We start from the raw sequence: 14,476 nt of genomic DNA on the forward strand, positions 1-14,476 counted from the left end.
ACCAAACCTGGGACGGTTCAGCAAGCACAGGGTGGGGAGCAGCCTCGACGGAACACCCCAACTCAACACGCTCCTGGAGCGTCTCGTGCCGGGCAGGACGTTGGTCGCCATGTGAGGCGCGCAAGAGCAAGTGGGTACGGACGATAACGTTCCATGGCATCCGCATCGCCACGGACTGTCCTTCCTCCGCGGCTCTCTGACGAACAAACCTCCGAGAAAAGGCCTGTATTTGAAGCGATGGCCGCCCCGGGGAACAGTCGCAATCATTTAACGATGTGACTATCTTCAAGTTCACTCTACGCCTGAAGTACATCGTCCCTTGGGCAACCCGCATCCAGGCGGCGACGCGTTGCGTACTGCGTACCTCAACGCGTACTTGGCCACTACTCACTCCGGGCACCAAAAGGGCCCCTGATCGGCGTTTCTCATGATCAGGGGCCCTACCTTGTGCCCGCGACAGGATTCGAACCTACGACCTTCTGCTCCGGAGGCAGACGCTCTATCCACTGAGCTACGCGGGCGTGTCAGGTGCGCCACCCGTTTCATCCGGGCTGCAACGACGACTCGACGATACTACCAGGTGCACTCGGTGCACGAATCCGCACCAAACCGGGCCCGCACGGGCCCGCGAGCGTGTGAACCGTACCGGTCCGTGGCCGCGGGAACCGCTGCGCGTGACGGTCGGCGAATCGGTCCGCATGCACCTGCCCCGCTACACTGTCACAGTGACTCCTGAAGAACTTTCCTCCGCCGTCTCCGCATGCCTGCAGGACGCCGTGGCCGCCGGTGAACTCACCGTCGTGGACGGCGTCGACCTGCCCGAGGCGAAGGTGGAGCGCCCGAAGAACCGTGACCACGGCGACTGGGCCACCACGGTGGCCATGCAGGTGGCAAAGAAGGTGGGGCGCAGCCCTCGGGACGTCGCACAGATCCTCTCCGAGCGCCTCGCGCAGGTGCCCGGTGTGAAGACCGTGGACATCGCGGGCCCGGGGTTCCTCAACATCACGCTCGACGCCGCGGCGGCCGGTGAGCTCGCCCAGTCGATCGTGGAGCAGGGCGCGGCCTTCGGCACGGGGGAGACACTGAAGGGCACCACCATCAACCTGGAGTTCGTCTCCGCCAACCCCACCGGCCCCATCCACCTGGGCGGCACCCGCTGGGCCGCGGTGGGGGACTCCCTCGCCCGAATCCTGGGCGCGCAGGGCGCGGACGTGGTGCGCGAGTACTACTTCAATGACCACGGCAATCAGATCGATCGCTTCGCCCGCTCCCTGCTGGCCCGCGCCCGCGGCGAGGCCGCGCCGGAGGACGGATACGGCGGCCAGTACATCTCGGAGATCGCGGACCAAGTGCTCGCGCTGCACCCGGACGCGCTGGAGGCGGAGGACCCCCAGGAGGTCTTCCGGGCGGCCGGTGTGGAGCTGATGTTCGAGCAAATCAAGTCCTCGCTGCACGAGTTCGGGGTGGACTTCGACGTCTTCTTCCACGAGAACTCGCTCTTCGAGGGCGGGCAGGTGGAGACCCTGCTGGAGCAGCTGCGGACCTCCGGCTCCCTCTACTTCAAGGACGGCGCATGGTGGCTGCGCTCCACGGACCACGGGGACGACAAGGATCGCGTGGTCATCAAGTCGGACGGCAACGCCGCGTACATCGCCGGGGACATCGCATACTTCAAGAACAAGCGGGATCGTGGTGCGGACCTGTGCATCTACATGCTGGGTGCGGACCACCACGGCTACGTGGCCCGGCTCAAGGCCGCGGCGGCGGCCCTCGGGGACTCCCCGGACGCCGTCGAGGTGCTGATCGGGCAGATGGTCAACCTGGTGCGCGACGGCCAAGCCGTGCGGATGTCCAAGCGCGCGGGCACCGTGGTGACCATGGAGGACCTCGTGGAGGTCGTGGGCGTGGACGCCGCGCGCTACTCGCTGACCCGCTTCTCCGTGGACTCCAACATCGACATCGACCTCGACGTTCTCACGAAGCGCTCGAACGAGAACCCCGTCTTCTACGTGCAGTACGCCCACGCCCGCACGTGCGCGGTGAGCCGCAACGCCGAGGCCGCCGGTGTCTCGCGCACGGACGAGCAGGGGCAGTCCCTGTTCGACGCCGCGCTGCTGGAGCACCCGCGCGAGGCGGACCTGCTCGCGGCGCTGGGACAGTACCCGTCCGTCGTCGCGCAGGCCGCGCAGTTCCGCGAGCCGCACCGCGTGGCCCGCCACCTCGAGGCGCTGGCCGGTGCCTACCACCGCTGGTACGACGCGTGCCGGGTCACGCCGCAGAGCGAGGACCCCGTGGCCCCGATCCACCACAGTCGACTGTGGCTCAACGACGCCGTGCGCCAGGTCCTCGCCAACGGCCTGGACCTGCTCGGCGTGAGCGCCCCCGAGAGGATGTGACCCGTGTCCGAAACCTTTAAAACCCACCCCCTCGCACCGGCCTGGCTGGCAGTCCCCGCTGACCCGGCGGAGCTAGACCCACTGGTCTTCACGCGCCAGTACACCCGTGACGCGGACGGGTGCGTGTGCGTCTCCGGTGTGCCCGTCACGGAGCTCGCGCGGCAGTACGGGACGCCCAGCTACGTGCTCCACGAGCGCACCTTCCGTGAGCGCGCCCGAGCGTTCCGCGAGGCGTTCGAGGATGCGCTGCGCCCCCTCGGCATCGAGGTGGCCGTCTTCTACGCCTCCAAGGCACTGCTCACCACCGCCGTGGTCGGCTGGGCCACCGAGGAGGGGCTCAATGTGGACACCGCCTCCGGGGGTGAGCTGGCCGTCGCGCTCGCCGCGGGGGTCGATCCCGCACGCATCGCGCTGCACGGCAACAACAAGTCGGCCGCAGAGTTGGAGCTGGCGCTGCGCGTGGGCGTGGGGCGCATCGTCGTCGACTCCCTCGCGGAGATCGAGCTGCTCTCAGGACTCGCCCGTGACCGGGGCACCCGCGCGCCGGTGATGATCCGTGTGACCCCGGGCGTGCACGCCTCCACGCACGAGTTCATTGCCACGGCCCACGAGGACCAGAAGTTCGGCCTCTCCCTGAACCCAGCGCGGGACGGAGAGGACTCTCCAGCGCTGACGGCCGTGGCGGCGTGCCTGGAGGCCTCCGACGCCCTCGACCTGCGTGGGCTGCACTGCCACATCGGCTCCCAGATCTTCGCCGCCGAGGGTTTCGGTCAGGCGGCCGAGCGCGTGCTCGCGCTGCGAGAGGCAGTGGCGGCCCGCTGGGACGTCGTCCTGCCCGAGGTGGACCTGGGCGGTGGCCACGGAGTGGCCTACACCGCCGAGGACGCACCGCGCGAGGTGGCGGCCATCGCGGGTGACCTCGCCCCCCTGCTGGCCGAGTCGCTGGAAGCCTCCGAGCTGCCCGCACCACACCTTTCCTTCGAGCCGGGGCGCTACATCGCCGGTCCGTCCGGCTGCACCGTGTACACGGTGGGCACGGTCAAGACCGTGACCGTGGCCCCGGGCGTGCAGCGGCGCTACATCTCCGTGGACGGCGGCATGAGCGACAACGCCCGTCCCGTGCTCTACGACGCGGACTACACCGCGGTGCTCGGCAACAGGGTCTCCCACGAGGCCCCAGTGCTCAGCCGCGTGGTGGGCAAGCACTGCGAGTCGGGGGACGTCGTCGTCAAGGACGTCTACCTCCCGGGCGACGTCGCGGCGGGGGACCTGCTCGTCGTCCCCGTGACTGGCGCCTACTGCTGGGCGCTGTCGAGCAACTACAACTGGCTGCCGCGCCCTGGAATCGTGTCTGTGGCACCGGACGGTGCCACGCGCGAGATCGTGCGCCGTGAGACGGTGACGGACCTGCTCGGCAGGGACACCGGTGTCGTCGATCCCGCGGGCGCCATCACCGCGCACGCGCGCCCCGCATCCTGACCCCCCCCTTCCCGAAGCCCCCTTCCCAAGGAACCCGAGGACCATGAACACATCAGCCCCCGCACGCGAGACCCCCGTCCTGAAGGTCGGCCTGCTGGGTGCCGGCACCGTGGGTTCCCAGGTGGCCCGCGTGCTGCTCACCCAGTCGGACGAGCTGGCGCAGCGCACCGGTGTGCGGCTCGCGCTGACGGGTATCGCGGTGCGGGACGTCACCGCTCGCCGGGACGTGGAGCTGCCACCGGAGCTGCTGACCACGGACGCGGACGCCGTGATCGACCGGGCGGACGTGGTCGTGGAGCTGACGGGCGGCATCGAGCCCACGCGCACCCGCGTGCTACGTGCCCTCAAGGCCGGGAAGTCAGTGATCACGGGCAACAAGGCATTGCTCGCGGAGTCCGGGCGCGAGCTGCAGGACGCCGCCGCGGGGTCGGGCGCGCAGCTGTCCTACGAGGCGGCCGTGGCCGGCGCCATCCCGATCGTGCGTCCCATGCGGGACTCGCTCGCCGGGGACAGCGTCAACCGCTTCCTGGGGATCATGAACGGGACCACGAACTTCATCCTGGACCAGATGGACAGCACCGGTGCCGCGTTCGACGACGCCCTGGCCGAGGCTCAGGAACTCGGCTATGCGGAGGCGGACCCGACGGCCGATGTCGAGGGCCACGACGCCGCGGCCAAGACCGCCGTGCTGGCGTCCCTGGCGTTCCACTCCAGCTACACGATCGCGGACGTTCACTGCGAGGGCATCACCGGGGTCACCGCGGACGACGTCGCGGCGGCACGGGAGGCAGGCTACGTCATCAAGCTGCTCTCCGTGGGAGAGCGCTGCGGGGACGGCGTGAACCTGCGGGTGAACCCGGTCATGATCCCGCGCGATCACGTGCTCGGCGGGGTGCGCGGGGCGTACAACGCGGTGTTCGTGGAGGCGGAGAACGCCGGGTCGCTGATGTTCTACGGGCAGGGCGCAGGCGGTGACCCCACGGCGTCGGCCGTGCTCGGGGACCTCGTCTCCGCGGCACGGGCCATCGCGCTGGGGGCCACGGGGATCCCGCTGGAGCCCTACGCGGCCCTTCCTGCCGTGAGCATGGACGACGTCACCACACGGCTGGCCGTTACCCTGGCCGCCAACGACCGGCTGGGCGTGCTGGCACGGCTGGCGAAGGTATTCGCGGACCACGGCGTGTCGATCTCCACCATGCAGCAGAGCGAGGACCCCCGCGAGAGCGACACGTCCCTGCTGCGACTGGTGACCCACAGCGGCCGCCACGAGTCCCTGATGGCCACGGTGGAGGCGCTGCGCGAGCTGCCGGTGGTGCGGGACGTCGTGTCCGTCACTCCGGTGGAAGCCGGAGAATGAGTTCCGGTGCCCGCCCACCGAGGGGCGGAGCACCGCGTGGAAGCAACGAGTCGAACCGAGGAGAGCGCCGCATGGCACACGTCTGGAAGGGCGTCATCAACGAGTACAGGGACCGGCTGCCGGTCACCGAGCAGACAGAGGTCGTGACCATGGGGGAGGGCGGCACGCCGCTGATCCGTGCGCGTGCGCTCTCCGAGCTGACCGGCTCCGCCGTGTGGCTGAAGTTCGAGGGAATGAACCCCACCGGCTCCTTCAAGGACCGCGGGATGACCATGGCAATCACCAAGGCCAAGGAGGAGGGCGCCAAGGCGGTGGTCTGCGCGTCCACCGGCAACACGTCCGCCTCCGCCGCCGCGTACGCGAAGCAGGCCGGAATGCGCTGCGCCGTGCTGGTGCCCGAGGGCAAGATCTCCATGGGCAAGATGTCCCAGGCCGTGGCGCACGGCGCGGACATCATCCAGATCGACGGCAACTTCGACAACTGCCTCGAGGTGGCGCGCAAGCTCTCCGAGTCCTACCCCGTGTTCCTGGTGAACTCGGTGAACCCGTACCGCATCGAGGGGCAGAAGACCGCCGCGTTCGAGGTGGTGGACACCCTCGGTGACGCACCGGACATCCACGCGCTGCCGGTGGGCAATGCGGGGAACATCACCGCGTACTGGAAGGGCTACCGCGAGTACGCGCAGGACGCCACGGCCACGGACGGCACCGCGCTTCCCGCCGTGGCCACGCACACCCCCGTGATGTGGGGCTTCCAGGCGGAGGGCGCCGCTCCGCTCGTGCTGGGCCACCCAGTGACCGAGCCGGAGACGATCGCCACGGCCATCCGGATCGGCAACCCCGCCTCGTGGCACACCGCCGTGGCCGCCCGGGATGAGTCGGGCGGGCTCATCGGCTCCGTCACGGATGACGAGATCCTGGAGGCGCACCGCTGGCTCTCCTCGCGCGAGGGCGTGTTCGTGGAGCCGGGCTCCGCGGCGAGCGTCGCGGGTCTGCTCAAGCAGGCGCGCGCCGGTCAGGTCCCCTCCGGGAAAACCATCGTGGCCACGGTGACGGGCCACGGCCTCAAGGACCCCCAGTGGGCGGTCAAGGGCGCCGAGGCGGAGGACGCGCAGGCGGCCGCGCCCAAGCGGGTGGCTTTCGACGTGGTCTCGGTGGCCGCGGCCCTCGGTCTCGAGTGAGCGGGTCCGTGGTGAGCGAGACACACGCAGCCGGCCCCGGCAAGGACGGCGCGCCCGGCCACGGTGCCGCCTCCTCTGAGGACGGCGCCCCGCTCGGTGCGACCGTCACGGTCGAGGTCCCTGCCTCCACGGGAAACGTGGGGCCCGGTTTCGACTCGCTCGGGCTGGCCCTGGGCCACTACGACACCGTGCGGGTCACCCGGATCGCGAGCGGCCTGGAGTTCGACCTCACGGGGGAGGGCACAGACGGCGTTCCGCGCACCCCTGAGCACCTGGTGCTGCGGGCAATGCAGGCCGCCTTCGACGCCGCGGGTGCGGGAGCGCTGCCCCCGTTACGGCTCGAGGCGCACAACGTCATCCCGCACGGCCGAGGCATGGGCTCCTCGGCCTCGGCGGTGGTGGCCGGGGTGCTCGCGGCGAACGCTCTGCTCCCCATCCGCTCCCGGCTGAACCCGGACGAGGTGCTGCAGGTGTGTTCCAGGCTGGAGGGCCACCCAGACAATGTGGCGCCCACGCTGCTGGGCGGTTTCACGGTGTCGTGGCAGGAGACGAGCCGCTTCCACAGCGCCCCCGTGGACGTGCACCCGGACGTCGTCCCCGTGGTGGCGATCCCGGACTTCGAAGTGGCCACCGCGGTGGCCCGTGGACTGCTCCCGGACACCGTGGCCCATCGCGCCGCGGCGGTCAATGCGGGCCGCGCGGCCCTGCTCGTGGTAGCCCTGGGCGGGCGCCCCGAGCTGCTGCTGCCGGCCACGTTCGACCTGCTCCACCAGCGGTACAGGGCGCAGGCGATGGCCCCGAGTGCCGCTCTCGTGGAGGGGCTGCGCGAGCGCGGCCACGCCGCGCTGATCTCCGGCGCGGGACCCACGGTGCTGGTGCTCGCCAACGGGCCGCAGGGTGCCGAGCGCGCGGCCGAGGCGGTGCGTGCGATCGCCGCCGACGCGGCGTCGCCGGCACACTCCCACCACGGCGGGCGGGTCTCGTGGCGTGTCCTCACTCTGCACGTACCGCGCGAGGGTGCTAAGGTGAGTGTATCCACGCAATAGGCCCCGGGCTCCTGTCCGTCCAGGACGGGCCAGCCCCGTAGTCGAGCGTCATGCGCGGTTTTCCACCGCAGGTACTCGAACAGCATCGCCTCTCTGCGATCCTCTCTCGTGCAGACCCGCCACCTCTGTGATGTGGCAATTCGGTCCCACGAGGGATTCGGGGGTCTCCATTGCTGATGTCGCGTGCTCACGGCACGCACACCCGTGGCCCGCAACGGGCGGCCCACACCATCACCGCCGGGCTGCTGGCGATCTGGATGCCGCAGCCCCCACCGAGTCAGAAGGAACCTTCGTGACAGAATCCACCGCCCCCGAACAGGGAACGGAAACCTCGCAGGCCCAGAGCACCGGACTCTCCGGACTCAAGCTTGCGCAGCTGCAGGCCCTGGCCGCTCAGCTCGGCATCACCGGTGCCCGCCGGATGCGCAAGTCCCTCCTGGTCGAGGCGATCGAGGCGCACCAGCGCGGGGGCGCCGTCGCCGCCCGCGACAAGGCCGTCGAGGAGAAGATTGAGCAGACCGCTCGCCAGGCCTCCCGCCGCCACAAGGACACGGACGGCGACGACGCCGCCAAGGCCGGCACCGCGGAGGGCACCTCCCAGAGCGGCTCGGGCGGCACCGAGGACACCAGGTCCTCGGACGCGTCCTCCGCAGAGGGGGAGGACGGTGAGTCGAACGGCAAGCGCCAGAACGGCTCGCGCCGCTCCCGCCGTGAGGCCGGCTCCGCCGAGCGGCAGAACGAGCAGTCCTCCCAGGAGGAGAAGTCCGAGAACCAGAAGAACGGGTCATCGGACTCCGGCGAGGAGATCAAGGACGGTTCCGGCCGCGGCGGACGCAACCAGCGTTCGCGCGGCAACCGCGGGGAGAAGTCCTCACCGCAGGAGAATTCCGGCGCCAAGGACGAGAAATCCCAGGATGCCAAGCGGGACGAGAAGTCCGATGGCGGCCGTGGCCGCGGCAACCAGAAGGACTCCAAGGACGGCGGCCAGGACCGCAACGACCGCGGCAACCAGCGCGACTCCAAGGACTCCGGGGACGGTGGCCAGGAAGGCTCGAACCGCAACGAGCGCCGCAACCGCAACAACAACGGCGGCAACGACGGCGAGAACGGTTCGCGCCGCAACCGCCGCAACCGCAACCGGAACGACCGGGACAACCGCGGCGATCGCAACGACCGCAACGAGCGCCGCAACCGCCGCAACCGCAACAACGGTCCCGACGTAGACGACGTCGAGATCACGGAGGACGACGTCCTGCTGCCCGTGGCCGGCATCCTGGACGTGCTCGACAACTACGCGTTCGTGCGTACCTCGGGCTACCTGCCCGGGCCCTCGGACGTCTATGTGAGCCTGTCCCAGGTCAAGAAGAACAACCTGCGCAAGGGCGACGCCATCGTGGGTGCCATCCGGGCGCCGCGCGAGGGGGAGCAGCACAACAACTCCCGCCAGAAGTTCTCCGCGCTCGTGCAGCTGACCACGGTCAACGGCCGCAAGCCGGAGGAGAACAGCGAACGCGTCGAGTTCAACAAGCTCGTGCCGCTGTACCCGCAGGAGCGCCTGCGACTGGAGACCGACCCGAAGAAGATTGGCCCCCGCGTGGTGGACCTGGTGGCCCCGATCGGAAAGGGCCAGCGCGGTCTGATCGTCTCCCCGCCCAAGGCGGGCAAGACCCTAATGCTGCAGTCGATCGCCAACGCGATCACCACGAACAACCCCGAGGTCCACCTCATGATGGTGCTCGTGGACGAACGGCCCGAAGAGGTCACTGACATGCAGCGCACGGTGAAGGGCGAGGTCATCGCCTCCACCTTCGACCGTCCCGCGGACGACCACACCACGGTGGCGGAGCTCGCGATCGAGCGCGCCAAGCGTCTCGTGGAGATGGGAATGGACGTGGTGGTCCTGCTGGACTCCATGACCCGCCTCGGCCGTGCGTACAACCTTTCCGCCCCGGCCTCCGGACGCATCCTGTCCGGCGGCGTGGACTCCGCGGCGCTGTATCCGCCCAAGAAGTTCTTCGGCGCGGCGCGCAACATCGAGAACGGCGGCTCGCTCACCATCCTGGCCACCGCGCTCGTGGAGACGGGTTCCAAGATGGACGAGGTCATCTTCGAAGAGTTCAAGGGCACGGGCAACATGGAGCTGCGGCTCTCCCGCCAGCTCGCGGACCGGCGCATCTTCCCGGCCGTGGACGTCAACTCCTCCGGCACGCGCCGCGAGGAGAACCTGCTCTCGTCCGAAGAGATCAAAATCATGTGGCGCCTGCGCCGTGTGCTCTCCGGTCTCGAGCAGCAGCAGGCCCTGGAGCTGCTCACGAGCAAGCTGCGGGACACCCAGTCCAACGCCGAGTTCCTGCTGCAGGTCCAGAAGACCACGCTCGCGGGCCACTAGGACGCCAACCCCGCGTCACGTCCCGCCCGTCGAGAAGGAGAACACCCCATGTCCGATCCCGTGCAGCCGCTGCTGGATGAGCACGCCCAGCTGCAGCACGAACTGGCGGACCCCGCCGTCCACGCGGATGCGGGCAGGGCCAGGAAACTGGGTCGGCGGTACTCCGAGCTCAACGCGATCGTGGAGGCGCACCGCAGGGTCGAGCGGCTGTCCGAGGACTTGGAGGCCGCGCGCGAACTCGGGAGCATGGATCCCGAGTTCGCCGCGGAGGTCAAGCCCCTCGAGGAGCAGCTCGGCGAGGCCCGTGAAGTGCTGCGCCGCAAGCTGGTGCCCAGGGACCCGGACGACGGCCGCAACGTGATCCTCGAGGTGAAGGCGGGGGAGGGGGGGGACGAGTCCGCGCTCTTCGCCGGGGACCTGCTGCGCATGTACATGCGCTTCGCGGAGCAGTCGGGGCTGAAGACGGAGATCCTCTCCTCGACCCCCACGGAACTGGGCGGCTACAAGGACGTCCAGCTGGCGGTGAAGGGAAACTCCCCGGACCCGTCCGAGGGCGCCTGGGCACGGTTCAAGTACGAGGGAGGGGTGCACCGCGTGCAGCGGGTTCCCGTGACGGAGTCCCAGGGGCGCGTGCACACCTCGGCCGCCGGGGTGCTCGTGTTCCCGGAGGTGGACGAGCCGGACGAGATCGACATCAGCCAGAACGACCTCAAGATCGACGTCTACCGCTCCTCGGGTCCCGGCGGGCAGTCCGTGAACACCACGGACTCGGCCGTGCGGATCACGCACGTCCCCACGGGCATCGTGGTCTCCATGCAGAACGAGAAGTCCCAGCTGCAGAACCGTGAGGCGGCAATGCGCGTGCTGCGGGCGCGCCTGCTCGCGCACCAGCAGGAGCAGATCGACGCGGAGAACGCGGCGGCCCGCAAGTCGCAGGTGCGCACGGTGGACCGCTCCGAGCGCATCCGCACCTACAACTTCCCCGAGAACCGCATCGCGGATCACCGCACGGGCTACAAGGCCTACAACCTGGACCACGTGCTGGACGGTGCCCTGGAGCCCGTCATCACGTCCGCGGTCGAGCTCGACGAACGCCACCGGCTGGAGCAGCTGAGCCAGGACTCCGCTGGGCAGGGGCCCTCGGGCCGGAAGAGCTGAGCCGTGACCACGACTCTCGCCCAGGCGATCGGGTGGGGCCGGCGCGAGCTCGCGGCCGCGGGCGTCCCCTCCCCGGACGCCGATGCCGTCCTGCTCGCCTCCCACGTCCTGGGCCTGGGCCGCGGGGAGACCGAGGCGAAGGCCATCCTGGGCGCGCCCGAGCCTCCTGGCTACCGGGGCCTCGTGGCGCGCCGTGCCCGGCGGGAACCCCTCCAGCACATCACCGGCCGAGCGCCCTTCCGACAGCTCGAGCTCGCCGTGGGGCCGGGGGTCTTCGTGCCACGGCCGGAGACCGAGCTGCTCGTGCAGCTGAGCCTGGACGAGGCACGGCTGTGGCGCGAGCACGGGGAGCTGCACCCCGCCGTCGTCGATCTCGGGACGGGCAGCGGGGCGATCGCCCTGGCTGTGGCCACCGAGGATCCGGCGTGCCGTGTGAGCGCGGTCGAACGGGAGCCAGAGGCCCTGCGGTGGACGCGCCAGAACCTCGCGGGCTCCCCGGTCCGTCTGCTCGAGTGCGACTACCGGGATCTCACGCTCGTAACGGCGGGCAGCTTCTGCGTGGTCGTGACCAACCCGCCGTACGTGCCCGACGGGGAGATCCCAGAGGACCCGGAGGTGCGGGATTACGACCCGCCCACCGCGCTCTACGGCGGCGACGAGACCGGGATGCGTCTGCCGTGCGCGGCGATGGACACGGCTTTGCGCCTGCTTCGCCCCGGTGGAAGCTTCATCGTGGAGCATGCGGAGTCGCAGGTGGCTGCCGTGGCCGAGGCACTGGTTGGGCGGGGTTTCACGGATGTAAGGCTGCACCACGATCTCGTGGGCCGGCCCCGCGCGACCACCGCTGTCCTGCCGGGAGAACGCTCCTGAGCCACGACCGACGGTTGCAGGCAGGGCGGGCCTACGCCCTGGGTGGGAGCACTGCACCCGTGACGACGAATCCCGGACAACAGAAGCCTCGACGGCGTCATGCTCCGGGGAATCAGACGAAGTACGTGAGCGGAGGAGAAGCCCGTGAGTGAGATCAGGCCCTGTGGGGACCAGCAGCAGCTGGACGAGGCCGTGGCGGCTGCCGCGGAGGTCGTGGGCGGCGGCGAGTGCATCGTGTTGCCCACCGACACGGTCTACGGCATCGGCTGCGACGCCTTCTCCGCCGCCGGGGTGCAGGCCCTGCTGGGCGCCAAAGGCAGAACGCGGGAGATGCCCCCGCCCGTGCTCATCGCCCGGCCCGAGGTCATGGACGCCCTCGCGGACCAGGTCTCGGCGGACGCCCGCGCGCTCGCGGAGGCCTTCTGGCCGGGTGCGCTGACCATCGTGTGCTGGGCGCAGCCCACGCTCGGCTGGGACCTGGGGGAGACCCACGGCACGGTGGCGCTGCGCGTCCCGGACGACCGCGTGTCGCGAGCGGTGCTCGAGCGGGTGGGTCCCATGGCCGTGAGCTCAGCGAACCGCACGGGCATGCCCGCCGCACTGACCGCGCAGAGCGCCCAGGCGATGCTTCAGGACCGGGTTCCGTTCTACCTCGACGACGGCCCCCGCCCGGTTGTGTCCACCGCCGCGGGCGCACGGGACGTGGCCTCGACCATCGTGGACTGCACGGGGGAGACGCCCGTGGTGCTGCGCCACGGTGCCATCACGCTCGAGCGGCTGCGTGAGGTCGTTCCTGCGGTCCACGGCGGCGCCATGGAGCCTGGCCAGGACGCCGCGACAGGCACCCCCGCGGAGGGCGTAGCCGCCGCTGCAGCCACCACGTCGGCCGAACCAGCTGCCGGAACCGTCGGCGCGACGGTCCCGTTGGCCGCGTCGCCCGCCGAGGACGGTACAGCGGCAGTGGCAACGGAGACCGGCGCGTCGGCGCAGACCGCCGCGGGTGCGGCGTCGTCGTCGGCCTCGCATGGCACGGCAGAGACGACGGACGTGACGTCCGCGGCCGGGACGACCGGTTCTGCCGACGCCGCGGACGACGGCGACGTCGCGGCGCAGTCCTCCGCGGCGCACGAAGTGCCGCGGACCCCCACCACCCGGGATGCCTCCGATGTCTCGGACGAGGAGCTCATCAACGCCATGGTGCAGGACGGCGCGCCCACAGCGGAGAGCGCCGTCGACCAGGGCAGGGACCGCCGTGTGCGTCACGAACCCCGGTGGGACGGCACGAGCGCCCTGAGCATAGAGGACGCCGAACGTCTCGTGGGGGAGTGATCCCCTGACCTCACACAAGAACTCGCCCCCGTGCAGTGCTGCTGCGCCGCGAGGGGGCGGGCTCGTTGTTGGAAGGGGTCAGCGTCCGAGTGCGAGGTGCGCTTCTCGCAGGATCTCCTGGACGTGGGGCTGCGGAATCACGCCGTGCTCGTGGGCCCACCCGGGGACCTGCCGCTGGCCGAACCAGGTGACCTCGAGGCGGCGGATGAGACCCGCGTAGCGGTGTCCCACCGCGTCGGAGCCGAAGCGTGCGCACGCGATCACTGCGCGGCACAGCAGCGGCGGGAGGTTCAGGGGGTGGCGCCGGCCGGCGTCGCGCAGCACGGAACCGGTGGTTGCGCCCTCCCAGGGCTGCAGGATCACCGGCGGAAGCTCGCCCCGGAACTCGCCCACGGACGCGGTGAACTGCGCGAGCGCCGTCACCGAGGTCACGGGCGTGGGTGCGGTTCCGTCGCCGGCCACCGAGCTCAGCGGAGAGGAAGCGAAGCGGGCCAGCATGCGAGTCGTCCGACGGGCCGTGCCCATCACGGAGGTCGCCCGGATCACGGTGAGCTCCGGGGCGCTCGGCTCCTCGCTCCACTGCGAGTGCAGCCGGTACAGCGCGGACTCGCCGAGGGCCTTCGAGAACGAGTAGGGGGAGAACGGCGCCGTGCGGATGGACTCGTCGAGCACCGGTGCGTCCGCCTGCACCGATGCGGAGCTCATGTGGATCACCCGGCGCACACCGGTGCGGTGCGCCGCGAGCGCCACGAGCACCGGGAGCAGGGCGTTGGCGCCGGTCAGCGACTGCTGGTGGGTCTGGTCCGGTGCGGCGAGGCCCGCGGCATTGACGACGGTGTCGGCGCCCGCGAAGGACTCGGCCAGGTAGTCGATCACGGACTCCAGCCGGTGCGCGTGCTCAATCACGTGGTGGACGGTGGTCGCCGGAGAGGCCAGGCGGGGTGTGGCCACCGGGGTGACCGGGATGTCACGCGCCCGGAGGGCCGTGGTGATGGCGGAACCGATGAAGCCCGTTGCTCCGAGGACGCGCCAGCTGTGAGCCGTCACTGTGTATCTCCTCCCGTGATGGTCCTCCCATCGTACGGTAGCGCCGGAAGAGGACGGGGCCCGGCGCGCACCCGCAGCGGGCGTCCGGGTGACGTTGAGCGGGCACCATGGTGAGCGTTGATAGACTCCGGGAATTCGCCGGGCTCCGGCCCGCAGCGCGTCCGCCCGCGGCGGAGGGGAGCGCGACGGAGCAGCTTGGACTACCACACGACCAGATCGCCGGG

At 70.4% G+C, this 14,476-nt stretch carries 10 protein-coding genes and 1 tRNA gene; 9 read left to right on the forward strand and 2 right to left on the reverse strand.

Annotated elements, in window-relative coordinates:
- Window positions 1-448: 448 nt before the first annotated feature.
- Window positions 449-521: transfer RNA gene (locus B3G12_RS11315), tRNA-Arg, on the reverse strand.
- A 204-nt stretch (window positions 522-725) separates the two neighbouring features.
- On the opposite strand from B3G12_RS11315, the gene argS reads away from it, so the two are divergent.
- The 9 genes from argS to B3G12_RS11360 all read left to right on the forward strand — a co-directional run bounded on the left by argS (window position 726) and on the right by B3G12_RS11360 (window position 13,205).
- A complete protein-coding gene (gene argS / locus B3G12_RS11320) occupies window positions 726-2,396 on the forward strand; it encodes an arginine--tRNA ligase (RefSeq protein ID WP_055084964.1) in 1,671 nt (556 codons plus the stop codon).
- Between the two features lie 3 nt (window positions 2,397-2,399).
- Window positions 2,400-3,875 (forward strand): diaminopimelate decarboxylase, encoded by a 1,476-nt coding sequence (gene lysA, locus B3G12_RS11325; protein WP_290500422.1) that lies wholly within the window; start codon window positions 2,400-2,402, stop codon window positions 3,873-3,875.
- A gap of 43 nt (window positions 3,876-3,918) precedes the next feature.
- Window positions 3,919-5,232, forward strand: coding sequence for a homoserine dehydrogenase (locus B3G12_RS11330; protein WP_144942465.1), 1,314 nt, complete (start codon window positions 3,919-3,921; stop codon window positions 5,230-5,232).
- A 71-nt stretch (window positions 5,233-5,303) separates the two neighbouring features.
- Complete coding sequence (gene thrC, locus B3G12_RS11335) at window positions 5,304-6,413, forward strand: threonine synthase (RefSeq protein ID WP_145009398.1); 1,110 nt, start codon at window positions 5,304-5,306, stop codon at window positions 6,411-6,413.
- A gap of 11 nt (window positions 6,414-6,424) precedes the next feature.
- Entirely contained in the window at window positions 6,425-7,459 is a 1,035-nt protein-coding gene (thrB, locus tag B3G12_RS11340; protein ID WP_145009395.1) for a homoserine kinase, read from the forward strand.
- Window positions 7,460-7,751: 292 nt separating this feature from the next.
- Window positions 7,752-9,848 carry a transcription termination factor Rho gene (rho, locus tag B3G12_RS11345; RefSeq protein ID WP_145009392.1) on the forward strand — a complete coding sequence of 699 codons (2,097 nt, stop codon included), beginning with the start codon at window positions 7,752-7,754 and terminating at the stop codon, window positions 9,846-9,848.
- Between the two features lie 48 nt (window positions 9,849-9,896).
- Complete coding sequence (gene prfA / locus B3G12_RS11350; RefSeq protein ID WP_144942469.1) at window positions 9,897-11,006, forward strand: peptide chain release factor 1; 1,110 nt, start codon at window positions 9,897-9,899, stop codon at window positions 11,004-11,006.
- A 3-nt stretch (window positions 11,007-11,009) separates the two neighbouring features.
- A complete protein-coding gene (prmC, locus tag B3G12_RS11355) occupies window positions 11,010-11,876 on the forward strand; it encodes a peptide chain release factor N(5)-glutamine methyltransferase (RefSeq protein WP_144942470.1) in 867 nt (288 codons plus the stop codon).
- Between the two features lie 144 nt (window positions 11,877-12,020).
- Window positions 12,021-13,205: an L-threonylcarbamoyladenylate synthase gene (locus tag B3G12_RS11360; protein WP_144942471.1), complete on the forward strand. Its 1,185-nt coding sequence runs from the start codon at window positions 12,021-12,023 to the stop codon at window positions 13,203-13,205.
- Between the two features lie 78 nt (window positions 13,206-13,283).
- On the opposite strand, the gene B3G12_RS11365 is transcribed toward B3G12_RS11360, so the two are convergent.
- A complete protein-coding gene (locus tag B3G12_RS11365; protein ID WP_144942472.1) occupies window positions 13,284-14,252 on the reverse strand; it encodes an NAD-dependent epimerase/dehydratase family protein in 969 nt (322 codons plus the stop codon).
- Window positions 14,253-14,476 lie beyond the last annotated feature (224 nt).

Origin of the sequence: Kocuria sp. UBA5001 (assembly GCF_002398425.1) — a bacterium.
Lineage (GTDB): Bacteria > Actinomycetota > Actinomycetes > Actinomycetales > Micrococcaceae > Kocuria > Kocuria salsicia.

Coding starts and splice junctions, on each gene's coding strand:
- B3G12_RS11330 (WP_144942465.1), top strand. CDS start 3,919: ATGAACACATCAGCCCCCGCACGCGAGACCCCCGTCCTGAAGGTCGGC.
- thrC (WP_145009398.1), top strand. CDS start 5,304: ATGGCACACGTCTGGAAGGGCGTCATCAACGAGTACAGGGACCGGCTG.
- prfA (WP_144942469.1), top strand. CDS start 9,897: ATGTCCGATCCCGTGCAGCCGCTGCTGGATGAGCACGCCCAGCTGCAG.